18 protein-coding genes are annotated in these 19,540 nt (G+C 42.3%); 7 read left to right on the plus strand and 11 right to left on the minus strand.

All coding sequences use genetic code 11. From position 1 onward, the window contains the following. Window positions 1-2: 2 nt before the first annotated feature. The 5 genes from RDN93_RS00980 (at window position 3) to rpsO (ending at window position 4,381) form a co-directional block, all read left to right on the plus strand. Window positions 3-1,106, plus strand: a complete 1,104-nt coding sequence (locus RDN93_RS00980) for a FimB/Mfa2 family fimbrial subunit (RefSeq protein WP_057098678.1) — start codon at window positions 3-5, stop codon at window positions 1,104-1,106. Between the two features lie 15 nt (window positions 1,107-1,121). Next, window positions 1,122-3,257 carry a DUF4906 domain-containing protein gene (locus tag RDN93_RS00985; protein ID WP_224205239.1) on the plus strand — a complete coding sequence of 712 codons (2,136 nt, stop codon included), beginning with the start codon at window positions 1,122-1,124 and terminating at the stop codon, window positions 3,255-3,257. Window positions 3,258-3,274: 17 nt separating this feature from the next. Then, the gene (locus RDN93_RS00990) at window positions 3,275-3,520 is read left to right on the plus strand and encodes a hypothetical protein (protein ID WP_005844436.1); all 246 of its coding nucleotides are present in this window, start codon (window positions 3,275-3,277) and stop codon (window positions 3,518-3,520) included. 11 nt (window positions 3,521-3,531) lie between these two features. Beyond that, complete coding sequence (locus tag RDN93_RS00995) at window positions 3,532-3,831, plus strand: hypothetical protein (protein WP_005850422.1); 300 nt, start codon at window positions 3,532-3,534, stop codon at window positions 3,829-3,831. 280 nt (window positions 3,832-4,111) lie between these two features. Then, complete coding sequence (gene rpsO / locus RDN93_RS01000; protein ID WP_005844439.1) at window positions 4,112-4,381, plus strand: 30S ribosomal protein S15; 270 nt, start codon at window positions 4,112-4,114, stop codon at window positions 4,379-4,381. A 102-nt stretch (window positions 4,382-4,483) separates the two neighbouring features. Here rpsO and RDN93_RS01005 read toward each other — a convergent pair whose 3' ends face one another. Further along, window positions 4,484-4,969 (minus strand): S-ribosylhomocysteine lyase, encoded by a 486-nt coding sequence (locus RDN93_RS01005; RefSeq protein WP_057098675.1) that lies wholly within the window; start codon window positions 4,967-4,969, stop codon window positions 4,484-4,486. An 11-nt stretch (window positions 4,970-4,980) separates the two neighbouring features. After that, window positions 4,981-5,676, minus strand: a complete 696-nt coding sequence (locus RDN93_RS01010) for a 5'-methylthioadenosine/adenosylhomocysteine nucleosidase (protein ID WP_005844442.1) — start codon at window positions 5,674-5,676, stop codon at window positions 4,981-4,983. 84 nt (window positions 5,677-5,760) lie between these two features. On the opposite strand from RDN93_RS01010, the gene RDN93_RS01015 reads away from it, so the two are divergent. Beyond that, a complete protein-coding gene (locus RDN93_RS01015) occupies window positions 5,761-8,253 on the plus strand; it encodes a YfhO family protein (RefSeq protein ID WP_100262901.1) in 2,493 nt (830 codons plus the stop codon). Window positions 8,254-8,278: 25 nt separating this feature from the next. On the opposite strand, the gene RDN93_RS01020 is transcribed toward RDN93_RS01015, so the two are convergent. The 7 genes from RDN93_RS01020 to RDN93_RS01050 are packed head-to-tail and all read right to left on the minus strand — an operon-like array spanning window position 8,279 to window position 16,114. Then, window positions 8,279-9,025, minus strand: a complete 747-nt coding sequence (locus RDN93_RS01020) for a glycosyltransferase family 2 protein (protein ID WP_005844447.1) — start codon at window positions 9,023-9,025, stop codon at window positions 8,279-8,281. Then, on the minus strand, window positions 9,018-10,280 hold the full coding sequence (locus RDN93_RS01025; RefSeq protein ID WP_005844449.1) for a glycosyltransferase family 4 protein: 1,263 nt from the start codon (window positions 10,278-10,280) through the stop codon (window positions 9,018-9,020). Before RDN93_RS01025 ends, RDN93_RS01020 begins: the two co-directional genes overlap by 8 nt. Window positions 10,281-10,292: 12 nt before the next feature. After that, the gene (locus tag RDN93_RS01030; protein ID WP_008781382.1) at window positions 10,293-11,408 is read right to left on the minus strand and encodes a glycosyltransferase family 4 protein; all 1,116 of its coding nucleotides are present in this window, start codon (window positions 11,406-11,408) and stop codon (window positions 10,293-10,295) included. After that, window positions 11,381-12,397: a hypothetical protein gene (locus RDN93_RS01035; protein ID WP_005844454.1), complete on the minus strand. Its 1,017-nt coding sequence runs from the start codon at window positions 12,395-12,397 to the stop codon at window positions 11,381-11,383. The genes RDN93_RS01030 and RDN93_RS01035 overlap by 28 nt, the downstream gene beginning before the upstream one ends. A gap of 13 nt (window positions 12,398-12,410) precedes the next feature. Continuing rightward, complete coding sequence (locus RDN93_RS01040; RefSeq protein WP_016271728.1) at window positions 12,411-13,208, minus strand: phosphorylcholine transferase LicD; 798 nt, start codon at window positions 13,206-13,208, stop codon at window positions 12,411-12,413. 3 nt (window positions 13,209-13,211) lie between these two features. Then, the gene (locus RDN93_RS01045) at window positions 13,212-14,312 is read right to left on the minus strand and encodes an NAD/NADP-dependent octopine/nopaline dehydrogenase family protein (protein WP_008781385.1); all 1,101 of its coding nucleotides are present in this window, start codon (window positions 14,310-14,312) and stop codon (window positions 13,212-13,214) included. Next, a complete protein-coding gene (locus RDN93_RS01050) occupies window positions 14,309-16,114 on the minus strand; it encodes an aminotransferase class I/II-fold pyridoxal phosphate-dependent enzyme (RefSeq protein ID WP_117814730.1) in 1,806 nt (601 codons plus the stop codon). The genes RDN93_RS01045 and RDN93_RS01050 overlap by 4 nt, the downstream gene beginning before the upstream one ends. Window positions 16,115-16,204: 90 nt before the next feature. Here RDN93_RS01050 and RDN93_RS01055 point away from each other — a divergent pair, with 90 nt between their 5' ends. Continuing rightward, window positions 16,205-17,035, plus strand: coding sequence for a hypothetical protein (locus tag RDN93_RS01055; RefSeq protein WP_005844462.1), 831 nt, complete (start codon window positions 16,205-16,207; stop codon window positions 17,033-17,035). A gap of 22 nt (window positions 17,036-17,057) precedes the next feature. Here the strand turns inward: RDN93_RS01055 and RDN93_RS01060 are convergent, their stop codons facing one another. Further along, complete coding sequence (locus tag RDN93_RS01060; RefSeq protein WP_032946186.1) at window positions 17,058-18,083, minus strand: acyltransferase; 1,026 nt, start codon at window positions 18,081-18,083, stop codon at window positions 17,058-17,060. Then, window positions 18,083-19,519: a lipopolysaccharide biosynthesis protein gene (locus RDN93_RS01065; protein ID WP_032946185.1), complete on the minus strand. Its 1,437-nt coding sequence runs from the start codon at window positions 19,517-19,519 to the stop codon at window positions 18,083-18,085. Before RDN93_RS01065 ends, RDN93_RS01060 begins: the two co-directional genes overlap by 1 nt. Window positions 19,520-19,540: the final 21 nt, after the last annotated feature.

Consider the following 19,540-nt stretch of genomic DNA (forward strand, 5'->3'; position numbering starts at 1 on the left):
CTATGAAAAGAGGTTTATCCTATATAGTGATGGCGGTGTTCTGCGGACTGTGCTTCTCGTCGTGTGCGAAGGACGAGTTGGCGGCGAAGGCTGGGGGGGACGGAAGAGCGCCGGTACGTCTTGCATTGTCTCTTTCGGGGAATTCTTCCAGAACGGTTGACGCGCCCACAGCAGATGGTAATTGGGATTTTACCACTCCGGAACAGGGGACTATTGTGGAAGGCGATGTGTATGTACTAGTGATTGATGCGGTTACTCAAAGACTGAAATATTTGGTAGAGGATTTGAGAGTGATTAATGATTATGCCGACCAAAAGATACTGGAAGGGACTATGCAGAGGACGATAGGTAATGAACAGGTACGGTTGGTGGTTCTCGCCAATTTGAATCAGAACCAAATTCAGGGAGTCAGTGAGGGAATGCAGGCATATCTTAATACGATGGTAGGCAATACTGCCGTTGAAATCTATAATAAATTGGTTTATAATTACACTGGTCCGACCCCGTGGAATCTGGCCGAAAGGCGTCTGCCGATGTGGGGGATCAGTCCCGCTACCGGTGTCCCTCCTGCAGGACCAAGCTTAGAGTGCAAACTGTATAGGGCAGTGGCTAAGGTGAGCCTTTGGGTGAACGGGAAACAAGGGCTTCAAGATACAAAAGGCGATTTTACTATTACCGGCATCACGGTGAATAACGCTAATGATAAAGGGTATTGTGTGTCACAAGCTACGTTGAGCCCCGATGAAACAATTCAGTACCAAAGTCCTTACGTAACAGGGTTGTCGATGAAGCCGCAGAACTTTGTTTATACGGGACTGAATGTGACAATGGCTTATGAGGATTTGATTTATTTGCCGGAACAAGAAAATAACGACAGCCGGGCAGTATCCTTGGATGTGACTTACACGTATGGAGGTGAAACCAAGACAAAAACGATCGAGTTCAGAAAAGATGGGGTTGGAGATCGGTTTGAGGTGGTGCGTAACCATGTGTATATATTTAATATAAAAGTGACCGAGACTCCTGCTGGAGGCGGTTTGAAGACGGATGTGGAAACTTATGTGGCAGATTGGGATGAAATATTGCTTAGCCCGGGCTATGAATAAACAAAAGGAGGAAAAATGAAGACAATAAGACTGATAATGATGTTTTTCATCATTTGTATGTTGGGTGCTTGTACGGCAGAGGAGTTAGCCGGTCCGGAGTCCGGAGTGGAGGACGATGCTCCTGTGGTCATAGCAATATCACCAGCCGATATTACTTCTGTGAACATGAACAGCAGGGCTGCCGGAGATAACTCCATATTCTCCGTTATTGATGATGTGAATGTAAAAGTGAATTATGGAGGAAATACGGTAACCGTCTATCTGGTTAAGAATGGGGATTCGTTCGAAGTTTCCGGTAGTGTGGAGAATGGTAGTGCAGAGGTCGTTTCTTCTAAAACAGCAGATGGAAAAGTATATATCCACATCAATGCCAAACAAGGTAACCAGGCTGTAAGAGTAGAGGTTATCGCTAATTATGGACGAAAGATTACTTTGTCATTGTGGCAGAGTGTTAAAGAGAGTTTGATTCAGTGGCCGGTGGATTTTGATGAAACATCCGTTTGTCTCCTTTACGGTGCATCCGAGCAGTTTATCTATACCGAGAATCCGCATGAGGGGGCTCAAGGTGGTAATAAAGGTTGCTATTTGGCTAAAGTTTCTTTGAAACGCCCGTATGCTATGATTAAAGTAAATATCAATACTTCCGGGCTGGACAACGAAGTGACCTTGACGCCCCGATCAGTACAATTATGTAATGTGCCTAAGACTTGTACCTTGGCTTCGGATAATAGTATAACGGATTTTACTTCTTTTGACAAGGAAGGACAGAAGTATGACTTCCCATCCGGTTCGTTGCTTACGGGACCAAGTGGAAATGGCGAAACTCAAGTGATGTCCGAGCGTCTTTATCAGTTTGAGAATAAACAGACGGTTCATGCCCAAAACTGTACGGATGCCCAAAATGGTAATGAAAAAGCCAAAACCCCGAATCGTATCAAAAATACGATGGAGGCAGGTAAAGAAGTGTATGCTGCATTTACCGACTATACAGACAATGAGAACTTGGGTCGCAGATGTTCATACATCCTTGTTACGGCGGATTATGAATATAAATCGAGCAGTGCACATGTAAAGGGAACTATTAGTTACCGACTGTTTTTAGGTAAGAACATATCGTATGATTTTGATGTGAACAGAAATACCATTTATAATGTTACGCTTCATTTGCGCGGAGCGGGAGGTGTGAAAGAATCGGGCTGCATGGATGAGAACGGTGTGATCAACATCTCGGGAAACACGAAGGATGCTCAATGGAGGGTAGACAGCGAATTGTCTGACTTGTTTATTCAGTTCAATGAAGGGCAAGATTATAATATTGACGGACATTTGGTGAAAATCAAAGTGGTGAGTACCGATAGGCAGAAATGGCAAATCAAAGTGGATGATTTTGATGGCGTTTCTGGAGACTATTGGGTGATGTTTGAGTCTGATATGAGTTGGATTACTCCTAGATATGATGAATACAATGTGATACAAAAGGAGGGAACGGCAGAGCTTAGAATGTATTTAAAGGGATACGCTGATCAAAAAACGATTTGGGAGAAAGAATGGAACTCAGAGAAGCCGTATCGTTCGTGCAATATTTATGTGCGTAAACTGGATGCGCAAAACAAGCCTGTTGCGGGCAGCGAAATGAAATATCCTATCAAACAATGGTATCCTATCCAGATTACAGAACAATTGTATGTTGACAGAATAGACCGTTTTGCTGTTGGCGGTCTGCCCTGGGGAGACAATGGGTACACAACGAACCTGACGGACGGACAGAAAATAATAAAGGAGTATTATAAGAAGATAAATAAAGAACATTATTCCAGTGACAATGATGAAAGAAGTGTAATGGATAATGCGATAGGTGTGGCGGTTAATTCCAGTGGTAGTTCTACTCCTGTCACATCGGGTAATAGCTATACGGTTTTTTATCATTTCTCTTTGCCCGCAGAAGCAGAGTGGCAGCAAATAAATGGGGTGATTACCAGTTCCGGTATTAAGTATAATAATTGGTCAGGTGTGCCTTATTGGACAGCTACGACGGAGGGAAATCAGTCAAAAGTATATATTCCGGGGCAGGGAGTGTCAGAAAACAGGTCAAGAAATGAGTCGCATCGTTTCAGGCTGGTATGGCGATATAATAGCTTAGGCTATTATTAAGTATAAAGGAGGATGTTATGAGCAACCTGTTAGAAATCATGGACAAGAAATCATGCGGTAAATCGGAAATTTATATATCCGAAGAAGACGGACGTTGGTACGCTTGCTACCGTTCTGCTCATTTGTTGAAGAAACTTAATGAGACGGTATTGAGAGGTGTTATGCTGGATAAGGTGGAAGTCGATTTGAATAAGTTACTGAACGGCCCTTGGATTGTGGTTCTGTGCTCGGACAATGAGATGATACTGATTAAAAACGAGTAATCTATAAAATTATGCGCGAGATAATAATGATGTTGGAAAGAGAATTAAGCAATGATGGCTTGATATATATCTATCGGGAAAGTGACGGTAAATGGTATGCCTATGAACAGTCTGCTTTTTATTTGAGCCGGATGATGCTTGAGCTTTCTTTAGACCGTTATGTGATGGAAAATGCTTTGTGGCTGGCAAGGGCGGAAATTGATGTAAACCGGATTCCTTGGGATAAAGTTATCAGTCATAGCCAATCCGAATATGTATTGCACTATACCCCTTATGATGGGTTCCATGAGTGGCTGGTTGAAATAAAATAGCGATAGTTTAAAAAGTGTCCAGTCCGAAATTCATGAAGAAACGGTTTCGGACTGGGCACTTTTATTCATCGGATGAAAAGAAATCGGGTTTACAATTTCATTCAATGTCAGTTGGGCAGCCTTTGCTATGATGTTCGAAGATATGCTGAAAGATGCGACAGTAAAAGAGATAGAAGATTATTTTTAAAATAAATCGCTCTAATTCATTGTGATATAAAAGATAATGTCTATCTTTGCACCCGCTAAATGAAAATTTTATATATCAAAAAATCTAAGAATTATGTATTTAGATGCAGCTAAAAAACAAGAAATCTTTGAAAAGTACGGAAAGTCTAACACTGATACTGGCTCAGCTGAAGCGCAGATAGCTTTGTTTTCATACCGTATTTCTCACCTGACTGAGCACCTGAAGCTCAACAGAAAAGATTATAGCACTGAAAGAGCTTTGACAACTTTGGTAGGTAAACGCCGTGCGTTGTTGAACTACCTGAAGAACCGTGATATCGAAAGATATCGTGCTATTGTTAAAGCACTAGGATTACGTAAGTAATTCAATCTTTATTGAAAAGGACTTAAAGAAAAGCCGCTCTCTGAAAAGAAAGCGGCTTTTCTATTTTCTGTTATTACGTTTCTACTGTTCTGTTGTTGAGAATTACTCTTTAGTAGGATAGTACAGATTATCTTTTGTCATGTGCTCCAATACTTCATGCAGATATTTGGCCGACTCCCATTTGGCCATAGGCAGGTCGTGAAGCAAGTAGTTACCGCAATCTTTAGGGGAGGCTCCCGGAACTTCGCCTTCAAAATCGGCTACAAAGCGGAACGTTTCCTGCATCAGTTCTACAATATCTTCCGATTTTAAATCGCCTTTCATTAACAGGTAGTTACCGGTGAGGCATCCCATCGGTCCCCAGTAGACAATTTTGTCAGACCATATAGGGTGGTTACGCAGGTAGGTAGCGGCTAGATGCTCTATGGTATGCAAGGCTCCTTGTCCCAAAGCAGGTTCCCGGTTGGGTTCTTTCATGCGGATGTCAAAGGTGGTGACCGTTTCACCGCCCACTTCGTCTTTTCTGGATACATAGATACCGCGAAGCAAGCGGATATGGTCAATGGTAAAACTGGGTATTGTTTTCATATTATTCGTTTTTATAAATTAGCTGGTAATGAGGAAAGGAAGGTATGAGTGACCTCGAAGGAACGGTCGGCTATAGTCTCCCAAAAATTTGTGTATTGTTCCCAATGGTTGTCGGATCCCGGCGTATCGCTGATGATACGGAAACTGATGAACGGTACCTTATATATATAACAGATTTGGGCGATGGCTCCCGATTCCATATCTACTGCCAGCCCTTCGTGGAACTTTTCTTTAATGTCGTTCAGTTCGGAACGGTCGGTGATGAATTTGTCTCCGCTGCATATCAGACCTCCATGAATGGCGGTCGGAGTATCCAGTGACATGGCGCAATCAAACAATGTGGCATTACCTTCGAATCGGGCGGGAAGTCCTTGTATCTGTCCGTACATATTGCCTTCTCCACACCATACATCATGATATACAACTTGTCGGCTCACCACAACATCCATTATTTTCAGGCAGCTGTCTATGCCTCCTGCTACACCGGTGCTGATGACACAGTCGGGTTGGAAGGTACGGATCAGTTCTACAGTACCGGCAGCAGCGTTCACTTTACCTATTCCGCATTTCATCAGGATAATGGTATTATTTCTAATGCTGCCTTCAGTATATTGGAAAGGACCTTCGGTGTATTCTTTCTTGTTTTCGAGCAGTTGCGCTACTTGTTTCTGCTCGGAACTCATGGCTGTTATAATTCCTATTTTCATAATTCAACTTTATTTATGGCTGCAAATGTACGCATTTTATCAGAGTATATCGTATCTTTGCAACGTTAATAAACAGATATACTTATGAACTTATTTAAAAGAATACTACCTGATATAGTAGTGATTATCCTTTTTGCTGTCATCTCATTCGTCTATTTTTTCCCGGCAGTGACAGAAGGGCGTATCCTTTCACAACATGACTCTGTGGCGGGCATTGGTGCCGGTGAAGAAGCGAAAGAATATCTGGAACGTACGGGAGAGCGTACGCGCTGGACTAATTCGATTTTTGGTGGTATGCCTACTTATCAGATGGCACCCAGTTATGATTCTACGGATACCCTGAAGGGAGTGGAGAAGTTATATCATTTGTATCTCCCGAATTATGTGTGGTATGTATTTGTCATGCTGTTGGGCTTTTATATATTATTGCGTGCATTCGATTTCTCGGTCTGGCTGGCTTCATTGGGGGCTGTGTTGTGGGCGTTTTCTTCTTATTTTTTCATCATTATAGCTGCCGGACACATCTGGAAATTTGTAACCTTGGCTTATATTCCACCCACTATAGCCGGTATGGTATTGGCTTATAGAGGGAAATACTTGTCAGGTGGTTTGCTGACAGCGGTTTTTGTTGCTTTGCAAATAGTGTCGAACCATGTGCAGATGAGTTATTATTTTCTTTTTGTCATGCTCTTTATGGCGGTTGCGTTCGGAGTGGATGCTTGGCAGAAGAAGGAAATGCCGCAATTTCTGAAAGCAACTGGTGTGTTGTTGATGGCCGGTATTTTGGGAGTTTGTATAAATCTATCTAACTTATATCATACGTATGAGTATAGTAAGGAAACGATGCGTGGAAAGAGTGAGCTGGTGAAACCGGATAGTCATAATCAGACAAAAAGTGGTCTGGAACGAGATTATATCACTCAGTGGAGCTACGGTATCGGTGAGACTTTCTCTTTGCTTGTCCCTAATGTGAAAGGTGGTGCTTCCGTACCTTTGGCAGCTAACGAAAAGGCGATGGAAAAGGCGAATCCTATGTATAATAGTATCTATAGCCAGATAGGTCAGTATTGGGGTGAGCAACCCGGTACATCCGGTCCTGTATACGTGGGGGCGTTTGTGATGTTTCTGTTTGTTCTTGGGCTGTTTATAGTGAAAGGTCCTATGAAATGGGCGCTTTTGAGTGCTACAGTTTTGTCTGTCCTGCTGTCATGGGGAAAGAATTTTATGGGATTCACTGATTTCTTTTTGGATTATATCCCGATGTACGATAAATTCCGTGCGGTTTCTTCTATTTTGGTCATTGCTGAGTTTACCATACCTTTGTTGGCAGTCCTTGCTTTAAAGGAGGTAATGGCACGCCCTCAGTTGGTTAAGGAACAGGCCCGGTCGTTTTATATCAGCCTGGGATTGACAGGTGGCATCGCTTTATTGTTTGCATTAGCTCCCGGTTTCTTTTTCCCGTCGTATGTTTCAAGTATGGAAATGCAGGCATTGCAGGGTATTCCGGCAGATCAGCTGGCTCCGTTACTTGCTAATCTGGAAGAAATCCGTCAGAGTATCTTTACTTCGGATGCATGGCGCAGTTTCTTTGTTATTATGATAGGTACGGCAGTTCTTTGGTTATATGGCATGGGCAAACTAAAGGCGAAGGTGACGATTCTGGCATTGGCTGTCCTCTGTCTGGCAGATATGTGGAGTGTGAACAAACGTTATTTGTATGATGAACAATTTGTGGAGAAGGTGCAGCAGGATAATTCCTTTAAACCGACCGAAACGGATAAGGCAATATTGGCCGATAAAACGTTGGATTTCCGGGTACTGAACCTAGCCGGCAATACGTTTAATGAAAATACGACTTCTTATTGGCATAAGAGCATCGGTGGATATCATGCCGCCAAGTTGCGCCGCTATCAGGAAATGATAGAGGAGCATATCAGCACCGAGATGAATGGCGTGTTCAAGGCTGTTTCGGAGGCGGGAGGCGATATGCAGAAGGTGGCTCCGTCCGGTTTTCCTGTGTTGAATATGCTGAATACCCGTTACTTTATTTTTCCGCTGCAAGATGGAAAGACTGTCCCGATACAGAATCCTTATACGCTGGGCAATGCTTGGTTTGTAAACGAGGTGCAGTATGTGGATAATGCCAATGAAGAGATAGATGCTTTGCATCGGATAGATCCGGCAAAAACGGCTGTCGTAGATAAAAAATTCAGTGCGGAGGTAAAATCGGCGGCTGAAACAGATACACTGGGTACAATCAAACTGACTGCGTACGAACCTAATGACTTGAAATATGAGGTTAATTCGAAGACAGGAGGAACAGTGGTTTTTTCGGAAATTTACTATCCTGGTTGGCAGGCATATATTGATGGTGTGGAAGCACCGCACGGAAGAGCGGATTATATTCTTCGGGCGATGAATGTGCCGGCCGGAAAGCATGTAGTGGAATTTAAGTTCGATCCGAAATCGCTGCATGTTACGGAAACGGTGGCTTTTGTGGCGTTGGGTGTATTGACCTGTGTGCTGGTCTTGTTCTTATTCTTGCAGGTCAGAAGAGCCCGTAGGAAAATTGATTAAGGCCCGTCGTAAGCCAGACTCCGGATTATTTGTAAAGCAGGCGCAGAACGAACCATAAGTGGTGTGTCACTGTGCTTGCCCATCCATAGTGACGGCTCATAATACGGAAGCGTTCTTTCAAGGAGGCTTTATGGTTACGGGTGGTCATTCCTTCATTCAGGTAATCAATAAGAGTAAGATGGGTGTTATGGAGTACATCCGCTTTCTTCATGATACGGATACACCAGTCAAAATCTGCCGAGAACCGATATCTCAGGTCATATGGTTCCACCAGATCACGGCGGGCGAAAAAGGCTTGATGGCAGACTAGCATTCCTTGCTTGAAGCTTTTCCAGGTAAGCGTTGCGGGTGCGGACAGGCGGCGCATATATAAAAAATGCCCTTGACTGTCCACAATTTCTGTTTCTCCATATAGCACTCCCGGCAGGGCTGTTCCATTGATGGAATGTACCATTTGCAGCAAAGTATCATCCTCGTGCAGGCCGTCACCGGCATTCAAGAAACAAAGATAATCTCCGGTTGCCAATTTTATTCCTTTGTTCATGGCATCGTATAAACCTTGGTCGGGTTCACTGATAACAGTGGTGATATGTTCCTGGTATTTGTGAATGATATCCAGTGTTTCATCTGTTGATCCCCCATCTACAATAATATACTCCAGATTCTTATAAGTTTGTGTAACAATACTTTGTATAGTATCCTCCAATACTTTTGCGGCGTTGTAGGTGACAGTAATAATAGAAAACTTGGGATGAGGATGATGGTTATGCATGATTCCCTGTAATCTTGTTATAGATTTCAACATATTTCTTGGCGATGGTACTTTCCGAATAGCTGGATACTGCCTTACGGCAGGCTTCTTCGCTCAGACTTTCATATTCTCCTTCGGTCAATGCCCAGTGAATTCCGTTTGCCAGATCCTTGGAAGACTGATATTCGGCTACATAGCCGTTGTGCAGGTGGTCAATCATTTGTGGAATACCTCCTACATTGAACCCTATGCACGGAATACCACAGGCCATTGCCTCTACGATGGTATTGGGTAGGTTGTCTTGTAAAGAAGGTGTGACGTATAAGTCGACTGCGTTGTAAATATCTACCAGTTCCTTCTCGTTGCTGACATAATTCATCGGATAGATAGGGAAAGGAAACAGGGAAGCGTATTGTTCGGCTTGGTTGCCAAAAACCACTACACCTAACTCTTTACTAAAATCAGGATACGAGGAAGCTATTTGTTTGCAAGCTGATACCAAATAGTCTATTCCTTTTCTCTTGTCTGTAATTTTTACGGAGCCGAAAAGCAATAACTTCTTGTCTTGCGGGAGGTGGCATTTTTCTCTGGCCTGTTTTTTATCACGAGGTTTGAACAGGTTGGTGTTGATTGCATTGGGAATATTGGTAATGGTCTGACCTTTAATCAGATCACTTTTCTTAGCCAATGATTCTAACCAGCGGCTACAAGCTACAAAGGTGATTTGTGCTCCTTCAAACAGTTTTTTCTTTTTCTGGAAAGTACGGTAGGCTATGTCTTTCCTGCTTCCTTTGTAAAGTTGTGGACAGTTGTGGCATTGTGTGGCATATTTATCGCAATCTCCTGCATAGTGGCAGATACCGGTAAAAGGCCACATATCATGCATTGTCCAAACGATGGGCTTGCCGGATTGGATGATACGCCGGATATCTGTCAGTGACAACATACCTTGGTTAATCCAATGCAGATGAATGACATCGGCTTGGGTAAATTCGGGCAATGCTGTGATATTGGTGCCGGTATTCGCTATGTCAACGGCAAACAAGTTATGTTTCTTGAAGTGGTTGGCTTGCCAGATAACGACACGCTCCCAGATGAATTGCCATACTTTCCACCATGATTTCTTTAGTTCAACGACACTTATCTGGTCGGTCTGCTTGTCGCGTACAAGCATTTTTGTCTTTATTCCGTTGTTTTTTAAAGCCTCCATGAGGCGGTTGGCTGCAATGGCGGCTCCACCTATTCGCTCAGACGTATTGATGATAAGTACTCTCATGTGCATAAAAGTTTATGCAAATGTACGCTTTTTAGGGGACATCTTGGATATTTCCAGTAAGCTTTCTGCTATTTCACGGGAAAAGATTTCCAAATTGAAACGTTTTTCTGCCAGCTTTCGGGCGTTGGCGCCCATTTTTTGGGCTTCTTCGGGATGGTCGGCTATGCGATGAATGGCATTGATCCACCCTTCCACGTCATCATAGGCTACGGTAATTCCTATTTCTTCTTTGTCTATATCCATTTCAAAATTAGGATTACGTGAGCAAATGACAGGGATGCCTAATGCAAAGGCCTCTACCAGTGTGGTAAGACCTACGGTATAAGGAAAATCCATGCAGCAGATGACAACACAGCTTTTTCGTGCCACTTTCTGTGCCAACAAGTATGGGATGACACCGTCCGTATAATGTACTCGTACAGAATCGGGCAGACAGAAGCTTTCAATAATCTGTTGGTAGTTTACACTTCCATTGGTGGGGGCTATGTACAAGTCCAGTTGTTGATCGGTGGCGCAGAAAGCTTGCAGCATTGTGTCTACATCCCGGTTTTCTTTCCCGGTGGAGATAAAACCTTCCGGTTTCCGATCCGGCATTGTTTGTAGAAGATGGTCATAGAAAGCGAGGTCCGGCCCCCAATGGATAAGCTGAAGCTTTTCTTCGGGAGCTTTTCCGGTTGCTAATGAGTCTTTAATCAATTTTTTACTGAACAGGAACATATGATCAATGCCCTTATAAAAGAAACGTGAGATGCGTTCTCTTATTTTTCTGGATGAGGTTTTTAAAGCAGTGTGATGCCAAATGACAATGGGCTTGCGGTAGAGGCCTAATGCTCTGAGTAGGATGATAAGTTCCAACCCACGGAAAGATGTACCGTAGAGCACTTCGTATGGCTCTTTGCAGCACAGAATCTCTTTAGTGGCATAGAACATTAGTTTCAGACGGCTGGGGAAAGCTTTGTATTTATGCATCACCGACCGGATTCCATATTTTTCCAGCAAAGGAAGTCCGTAGAGGATATGTCCCGGAAACTTATAATCTTTCCATTCCTCGTAACTTTCACGGGTTAATCGGGTGTGATAAAAATAAATAGTGAGTGGTTTTACCGGTGTTGGTCTCTTTTCAGCCATTTGTTAATTCTGTTTTTTATTGCTTTAGTGATGATGGAAAAATTGCCGTATCGCAGGTTCAGAAATAGTTCTTCAAAAGAACGTCCTATCTTAATCCAGGGATGTCCCCACCCCATAATGCGGTAGACAGCTTTTTTATAAGCTACATTCTCAATGACATAACGAGGATGCTTGAGAGGAAATTCTACTTCATACCGTTTCATGGTGAAGATGCGGCGGTATCCTTTAGGTAGTGTATGCACAGAACCGGCAAAATGGGTGGAATCTGCCGTGGCTCCCAAGTTGTTAATCATGTTGCGGGTGGGCACGATAGCCAGTCCCGAGTTGAAAAGCATGGAAGCGTGGAAGATGGTTTCATAATAGGCTTTGTTGTTTTCTTTATGGCGATGGCACATATAGATAAAGTCTTTACGGAATTTCCGTTCTTTAATGAGCTGTTCCAGTTGTTGCATATTGAACTTGTCTTCTAGAAAAGTATAATGTTCGTCCCATTGGTCAATGACCCTTTTCCAACTGGCCCATCCCCAGATAGAGAAAGTGGAGGCAAAGAAATAATCGTATGGTACACCCGGAGTAATCTCTTCGTTATTGAAACCCGCAATCATGGTGATACGGGGGTCTTGCTCGTATTTGTCTAACATTTCTTTACAGAATGTGAAAAAAGAAACGGAAGGCACATCGTCATCTTCCAATACGATACATTTGTCAACCATAGAAAAAGCCCATTTTTGTGAAATGTATTCCGAAGGGTCGCAACCGTAGTTTTTTTCCTGATACATACGGTGGACTTCGCAGTCCCAGTCTATCTGATCTGTCACTTCACGACATGCTTTTATACCGGGCAGGTCGTGTTCGCTGCGTGGTCCGTCCTGATAGAGGAAAAGCTTGGAGGGACGGGCATTCCTGACTTGTTCAAACACTTGCGACAGCTGTTGCGGGCGGTTGAAGAACAAAATGAGTACAGGTACATCTACAAGGAACGGTTTCATAGTTCAATCTCCTTTATTTGTAAAATTCGAGTTTGTTGTAATGCGGATGTATATTCTCTAAATCTGGTAATTGCATATAGTCACCGTATATCTTCCTTAGCACAGCATCTGTTTGGCGTGGTACGGGGAACATTTTTCCTTCAAATTCCATTTCTGTCAGTGGAAAAATATCGTCTGTATAGCGCGGTTTGAAATAGGCGGTGCCAAAAGAATGGCGTAATTCTTTTCTGGGGAATAACTTGGCAATGAACCTTAGGATGGGAAAACCGATGCGGGTATTAAAATGATAAATCCTACGAATCCGTTTGTATAATGTGCTTTCTTTTATATTTTTATTATTCAACTGATTGTATATCTGCCCTTGCATGTGTCCTCCTATCCAAGCCAGACAATAAGGGATCTTTTCTAAAGGAAAAATATCAATGTAGATACCGGTATAATGGAAAATACGGTCATATGAATTTGTTTCTTCCAAATGAGAATCCTTATCACGTAATTTGCCGTATATAAAGATGTAATTGGGATCTGTTTCATTAGTTTGCAATGCAAGATTGTCCGGAAGTTCTTGAGGAAGAACTTTCAGCAGACGCAGGTAATCTGAGCGAAGCATTTCTATGTCCAGATCATCATCCCAGGGAATGAAACCTTTGTGACGTGCTGCACCTATTAGAGTTCCGGAACTGAGCCAATAGGGTATTTGGTGCTTGCGACAAATCACATCAATAACCTCCAGAAGCTCTAACATACGTAGTTGCTGGCGACGGAGAAGGGAACCATCGGGGTTAAATCGCTTTCTTAGTTCACTATCCATACATTAATTTTTTAGTAGTTTATAAAACAAATCAGCGTTGATGTAACCTGTTTCTGACAGGTCTTTTCCTTTTAATTCTCCTTCGTGGATATATTCTTTGTTTAATACATCTTGCCCCCATAGCAATATTTTATCAATGTTTGGGGTACAAATATTTAATACATCTGCTATTGATTTGATTATCAATAATCCAAATGGAAAATCCTCAGTGAAATACCGGCTTTTGAAATCAGGCAGAAATCCTTTTTCTGTTTTTTCCATAGGAGCTGGAATATGTTTGAAGGCAATGATGGAGCGTATCTTGCGGGTAAGTGACCTTGCATCATAACTGTCATAATATTCCAATAAAGTAGGAATTGGCTCTATTCGGACTGGCAGTGCTTTCAGAATTTGTTGGAATTCATTGTCACAAGCAATGAGGAGCTCTGAACTTTCTTCATCCCAACTATTATAGAACCCGGGAATCTCATGATATGCTTTTCCTCTACTCCAGGTATGGAAAAGTGAATAAAGACGGGCTGGATGAAGCAATGGATTGCTATTGGTCAGGCTGGCTTCTAGAAAATGATGAAGCATACGCACCGGCGTATCTAACATTTCTTGAAGAGTTCGTAGTAAAATATCGGATTTTGATATGTTTACGGTGGCTATTTGTAATTCCTTTTTGTATCCCAACAAGAGTGCTTTTTGGCCATAGGTTTGCACACGGGCAATGAATGGAGCACGCTGGAATCCGAAAAGTGAAGCTGTTTTGCCTAATATTCTATAAGCGGTAAAGAAAAAACCGGTACAACTGACTACACTTCCTATGCAAGTTTTTTCCTGCAAGAACGGTTGTATGTGGAGAAGTTCTTCCTCAATGGCAAATCCGGGGAGACAAAGCAATACGATATCAGAGTGTGGAATGACCTCTGCCGGGTTAGCCGTAACGCAGGCTAATGAGCCGGAGAATGTATTTCCCCGGCAATTTTCAATGAGTAATGATGGATTCCATTGCTCGGGATGCCGGGTGAGGACGGAAACATTAAAGCCTTTATGTGCAGCTACTCCTGCAATGACGTGCCCCAGACCGCCACCGCCACAAATACAGATATTGATACTCATGCTTGCAGTTTTTTTAAGTTTTCAGCCAGATAATTGTTGTCTTCAGTGTCGCGTATGGCGATACGGATGTAATTCCTGCCATTGAATCCTGTCTTGGTACTACAATCTTTTAACAAGAGATTATGCTCCAGCAATAAAGAAACGAGTTTGGTGGAACTGAAGCGGGAAGTTACTTCGCACAGGAAATAATTGGCTTGTGAAGGTATGACACGTAGGAAGTCAACCTGTTGCAATACCTCGAAAAAGCGTTGGCGCTCGGCTATGAATTTTTTACAGGCATTTTGATAATCATTATTATACTTGCTGTATATCTGTAAATAGAATTCGGCGAAGGAGTTTATATTCCATATGGCCATGTTTTTTCGTAAATAGGATATTATCTCTTTGTCGGAAGATGCGGCTATCCCCAAGCGTAATCCCGGAACTCCATAAGATTTGGAAATACTTTTAATGACTGTGAGGTGTGGGTATGTTTCCAGAACTTCATTCTTAAGCAGCGTATTTTCGACACTTTTTTCGCTGAAGTCAACAAAAGATTCATCCAGTATTAAGTGGATATTTCGCTGCTGCGTCCATGCCAGCAAATCCATAAGTTCGTTAAGGGGGATGAAGTTACCTGATGGGTTATCCGGATTGATCAAGAGTAAATGGCGGATATCTTTGTCCGCATAAAAAAGCATCAGTTCTTTTGCCGTATAATGAAAATCGGCATTCTGTGGATAGAATGCAATGATTTCTTCTGATTGCCGGTTGGGATATTCTTCAAAAGTGGGATAAATTACTCCCATTTTGCCATCTGAATGTTCCATCAGCGCTTTGATGATTTCGGCGGCTCCGTTGCCAACAACCACATAATCTTGCCGGATACCGAAGTTTTTTGCCATGACAAGTGTGTTCACTCCCATGCCGGAAGGGTATTCACGGAGAAGCACATTAAAATTAGCCTGTAGTTCTTCACACATTTTTTGTGGTGGAAAATAGGGGTTTACTAAATAGCAGAAATCTTTCAGCTTTGGGAAACGCCAGTATCCGCCATATCTTTTTTGGTAGCGTTGTAGCTGGTCCTGTTCGGCAAAAATGGTTTCAGCGATGTCAAGATCTTGTATATCATCAATCTCATACCAGCGTTCTCCTTCCAAAGGGAGTCCTTTCAGTTCACATCTCTCCAGCAGGGTGATTACCCGTAATACCTGTTCGTAATATTCGTTATTACCCAGGGCTTTGCTGTAGGCTTCAAGAAATGGCACATAACTGTTGCGGAGAAACTCCTTGCTGAATTTATAGATATTGACGGTTTTGTAGTAATCGTCAATATCTGCGTAGCGGAACGTTTTTTTTGAGATAAAATCAATGATGTCATTTTCAGTATTGAGCCGTACCATCGTGCCGTCCATCCATGGCTCATATTTAGCTACAAGTGCCAGATTGGGATAGGGGTTATTTAAAATTTTGTGGAAAAGTGTATCCTCAAAAATCAAATCGGATTCAATTAATAAAGTATCTTGCTTTTGCAATTCCTCTTTAGCAAGATAGAGAGAATAGATATTATTGGTCTTATTGTAGACAGGATTGTAAATATATTCTATCGGAGTATTTCTACTTTGTTTCTCTATGTGGGTACGTAATTTCTCTCCCTGGTAGCCTATGACTAAAATGATGCGTTCCAGATTTAATGAATCTAACTGTGAGAGCAGACGGTCTATCAGATAGGTCCCGTTTACTTTAATCATACACTTGGTGTTATCTTTGGTAAGATCTCCCAAGCGCTTGCCCATGCCGGCGGCTAGAATGATTGCTTGCATAATAAATTTAGGTATATATATTGCAAAAGTAGTAATTAATTAGCATTTATAAGCGATGTTATTTATATTTGCCTCAAATTTTAAACAGGAATGGGTAAAATAACATTTGTACCGGTAGGAGGATTGGCCAACCGTATGCGTGCAGTGGCTTCGGCGGTAATGCTGGCAGGAAAGACGAAAAGTGAATTAAGCATCATTTGGTTTCGGGATTGGGCACTGAATGCACCGTTTTATCAGTTGTTTAAGCCTGTAGACAGGGAAGTGGCTTGTTTACGGGATGCTTCGCGGTTGGATTATGCATTATTAGACAGACCTCGTTCCAAGAATTTTCATTTCCCGCTTTTGTTTCAGAAACTGCTTTTCAAGTCTTGTCTGTACGAGCGTTCCATTACTCCTTTATGTAACCGGCATTTTGATTTTGAACGGTGGGTTAAAGAAGGTGGCTGTGTTTATATGGCATCATACACCGCTTTCCAACTTTATGATTATGCGTGGATCAGTCGGTTGTTTGTTCCGGTAGACGAGATTATGGAAGAGGTAGAAAACCGTTGTCGGAATTTTTCGGATGCTATGATTGGTGTGCATATCCGTCGTACAGATAATCTGGCTTCTATCAGGCAAAGCCCTATCGAGTTGTTCTATCAGAAATTAGATGAGAAGATAAAAGAGGACGGCAAGGTGGCTATCTATTTGGCTACAGATTCGGAAGAGGTGAAGCGGGAAATGAAAGAGCGTTATGGCGACCGGATATTCTGTTCCGGAAAAAAGGCAGACCGTGGATCTTTGGAGGGAATAAGGGAGGGTATCACGGATATGTACACATTGGCTCGTACACAAAAAATATATGGTTCTTTTCAGAGTTCATTTTCGGATATGGCAGCTCAGATAGGAGGGGTTCCATTGGAGATTTTGAAATTATGAGTTGCGGAAATAAATCATTGTTTTAATGATTATCTGCAAACATTTTTATTTTTGCTCCTCTTCTTTCTATGGCATTTGCCAATTTGTTTTCTATTTTTCCTAATAGCAGCCGTCTGCTCCATTCTATAACAAGCGTCGTCAGACAGATAGAAACAAGTGTTCCCATAAAATACAGAACAAGTAGGTTGCTGTCTGCATAAGGGATATACCAGGGTTGTAAACAGTGGATAAGAAGTCCTTGAAGCATATATAAGGCAAAAACGTATCCTGCTAGGTAATTGATGATGCGGGATGAAAAATGCCATCGGGTGAACTGGTAGAAAATCATGATAGAGGCGATGATAATCAGTAGATTATTATCTCGGGCGAATCTCAGTATGATATTTCCACTCATTGCTGTAAGCAGGGAATTCAGTATAAAAATACCGGCAAGGCTGCCTGACAAGATTTCCCGGCTATGTCGTTTCATGTTTTCCGGAAGACCATAGGTCTTTAGATATTGTCCTATGAGATAAGCTAGTGTGACATTGATAATTCCCTTGCCCGTGTCATTCTGAATTTCAAAAAACAGGATTGTCGGGGCAAATACAAAAAAGAATCCCCATAGTAACAGTAGTTGTTTATAACTTTTTTGTGAGAGGTTATGAACCAGCCGGTTTAAATAGGGCGAGAAACAATAAAGTACTACATAGCAGGTCATAAACCAGTATTTTTTGCTAAGTATCGGTAGCAATGAGGAGGCCAGCCCTGTCCAGGTATGCGGAGTGTGAAGCCATATTGTTTCGATCAGATAAGAAACGATGGAATAAAACCATACGACAACCAGCATTTTGAAAAATTTATGTGTATTGAAACGGATTCCAAAATAACCTGAGATCAGAATGAACAAGGTTACTCCGGTGTTTCCCAGTGTATTGATAAATAGTATGAATTCTTTGTTCAGCCAGTTACCGGTGTGGAAGGTATTTCCTAGAATATGCATGGATACAATCAGTATGATACTGATAATTCGTAAACATTCTAATCCGGAGTGACGTGTAGCATCCATTATTTCTTGATTATATAGTGTAAACTCTCTTTAAAAGTGACGGAGCCGCTCAACCACAGGGTGGCTGTGTAGAGTGTGCCGGCTATGATCATTTTGCTTGCCATTAATAAATACAGATTGGCAAAGCCGATAGTGATATAATAGGTAGCCGCCATTACTGCGGTAGCTATGAAGGCAAACGGAAGGATGTCTTTCAGCGCTGCAAACAAGCTGAGCCGTATTTGTTTCCATACAAAATAGTGCCATACAAACAGCCAGCAGATATTGATGGATACATACACTATAATCATGGTATGTACGCCGTATGGATAGAGCAGAAGCATGGTTGTTAACTGGATGATGCCTAAGCTGATGGTATTCCACATATAGATATCCGATTTTCCTTTGCTGATGACTAGGTTGGAATACAAATTGGTTATGGGAATGAATGCGCCACCGATGCAGAGCAATTGCAGAATGAAGGCACTGGGTAGCCATTTGTCTGTAATAGTCAGTATAATCAGTTCGGGTGCGATTAATGATAATCCTAACATAGCCGGAAAAGAAATAAAGGCAGTGAAGCGGAGCATCTTCCGGAAAGCGCGTTGTTGGCGTTCCCTTTCATCCGACAAACTGGAAAGTACAGGTTGGGCTACACTGTTGACTGTTCCTGAAATTAATGAATGTCCCATATAATTCCATTTATTAGCTTGAGTAAAATAGCCTACTTCTTGTCCCGAATAGAATTTACCAAGGATAACGGTAAAGATATTATTATTGATGTGGTTGAATATATTGGTTACTAATAATTTGCTGCTGAAAGAAAGCATCCCTCTCAAAGGCTTGAAGTCGAAAGTAAGTGTAGGTCGCCAGGGTGAGAAGCACCAATAACAGATATTAATGGTTCCTACATAGACAATGCTTTGTGTGGCTATCCCCCAATAGGCAAATCCCAAGCAGGCCATAGTTATACCGATAGTTCCTGAGGCGGTTAATCCGATAGTGACCGCCATTGCCTTTTGCTTGACCATTAAGTTGCGGAACAGGTAAGCACTGTGGGCAATGCCCAAACTGGCTACAAAGAAACCGAGGAAAGTGTATCGTGCCAAAGCTGTCAGTTCGGGAGTGTGATAGAATTCGGCAATGAGTGGGGCGCAAAGGAACAGAATGAGGTAGAGACAGGCACTTAGCCCGGTACTGAACCAGAATACGGCATTATAGTCTTTGTGGGAGATATTCCGTTTGTTGGCTAGGGCGGCCGTGAACCCGCTTTCCTGCAAAGAACCTGCAATAAGGGAGAAGATGGACAGCATTCCCACCATGCCATAATCTTCCGCGTTCAGAATGCGTGACAGGAATATCCCGAAAAAAAGATTCAGCAGCTGCTGTACTCCATTGCTTAATCCGCCCCAGAAGAGGCCTTTTGCTGTCTTTTCTTTCAAGGATTGTTCTGCCATTTTTATAGATAGATTATAAAA

The organism is uncultured Bacteroides sp. (genome assembly GCF_902491285.1).
GTDB lineage: Bacteria > Bacteroidota > Bacteroidia > Bacteroidales > Bacteroidaceae > Bacteroides.

What these genes read in the sequence shown, in the direction of transcription:
- RDN93_RS00980 (WP_057098678.1), top strand. Translation starts at nt 3, where the DNA reads ATGAAAAGAGGTTTATCCTATATAGTGATGGCGGTGTTCTGCGGACTG.
- RDN93_RS00985 (WP_224205239.1), top strand. Translation starts at nt 1,122, where the DNA reads ATGAAGACAATAAGACTGATAATGATGTTTTTCATCATTTGTATGTTG.
- RDN93_RS00990 (WP_005844436.1), top strand. Translation starts at nt 3,275, where the DNA reads ATGAGCAACCTGTTAGAAATCATGGACAAGAAATCATGCGGTAAATCG.
- RDN93_RS00995 (WP_005850422.1), top strand. Translation starts at nt 3,532, where the DNA reads ATGCGCGAGATAATAATGATGTTGGAAAGAGAATTAAGCAATGATGGC.
- rpsO (WP_005844439.1), top strand. Translation starts at nt 4,112, where the DNA reads ATGTATTTAGATGCAGCTAAAAAACAAGAAATCTTTGAAAAGTACGGA.
- RDN93_RS01005 (WP_057098675.1), bottom strand. Translation starts at nt 4,969, where the DNA reads ATGAAAACAATACCCAGTTTTACCATTGACCATATCCGCTTGCTTCGC.
- RDN93_RS01010 (WP_005844442.1), bottom strand. Translation starts at nt 5,676, where the DNA reads ATGAAAATAGGAATTATAACAGCCATGAGTTCCGAGCAGAAACAAGTA.
- RDN93_RS01015 (WP_100262901.1), top strand. Translation starts at nt 5,761, where the DNA reads ATGAACTTATTTAAAAGAATACTACCTGATATAGTAGTGATTATCCTT.
- RDN93_RS01020 (WP_005844447.1), bottom strand. Translation starts at nt 9,025, where the DNA reads ATGCATAACCATCATCCTCATCCCAAGTTTTCTATTATTACTGTCACC.
- RDN93_RS01025 (WP_005844449.1), bottom strand. Translation starts at nt 10,280, where the DNA reads ATGAGAGTACTTATCATCAATACGTCTGAGCGAATAGGTGGAGCCGCC.
- RDN93_RS01030 (WP_008781382.1), bottom strand. Translation starts at nt 11,408, where the DNA reads ATGGCTGAAAAGAGACCAACACCGGTAAAACCACTCACTATTTATTTT.
- RDN93_RS01035 (WP_005844454.1), bottom strand. Translation starts at nt 12,397, where the DNA reads ATGAAACCGTTCCTTGTAGATGTACCTGTACTCATTTTGTTCTTCAAC.
- RDN93_RS01040 (WP_016271728.1), bottom strand. Translation starts at nt 13,208, where the DNA reads ATGGATAGTGAACTAAGAAAGCGATTTAACCCCGATGGTTCCCTTCTC.
- RDN93_RS01045 (WP_008781385.1), bottom strand. Translation starts at nt 14,312, where the DNA reads ATGAGTATCAATATCTGTATTTGTGGCGGTGGCGGTCTGGGGCACGTC.
- RDN93_RS01050 (WP_117814730.1), bottom strand. Translation starts at nt 16,114, where the DNA reads ATGCAAGCAATCATTCTAGCCGCCGGCATGGGCAAGCGCTTGGGAGAT.
- RDN93_RS01055 (WP_005844462.1), top strand. Translation starts at nt 16,205, where the DNA reads ATGGGTAAAATAACATTTGTACCGGTAGGAGGATTGGCCAACCGTATG.
- RDN93_RS01060 (WP_032946186.1), bottom strand. Translation starts at nt 18,083, where the DNA reads ATGGATGCTACACGTCACTCCGGATTAGAATGTTTACGAATTATCAGT.
- RDN93_RS01065 (WP_032946185.1), bottom strand. Translation starts at nt 19,519, where the DNA reads ATGGCAGAACAATCCTTGAAAGAAAAGACAGCAAAAGGCCTCTTCTGG.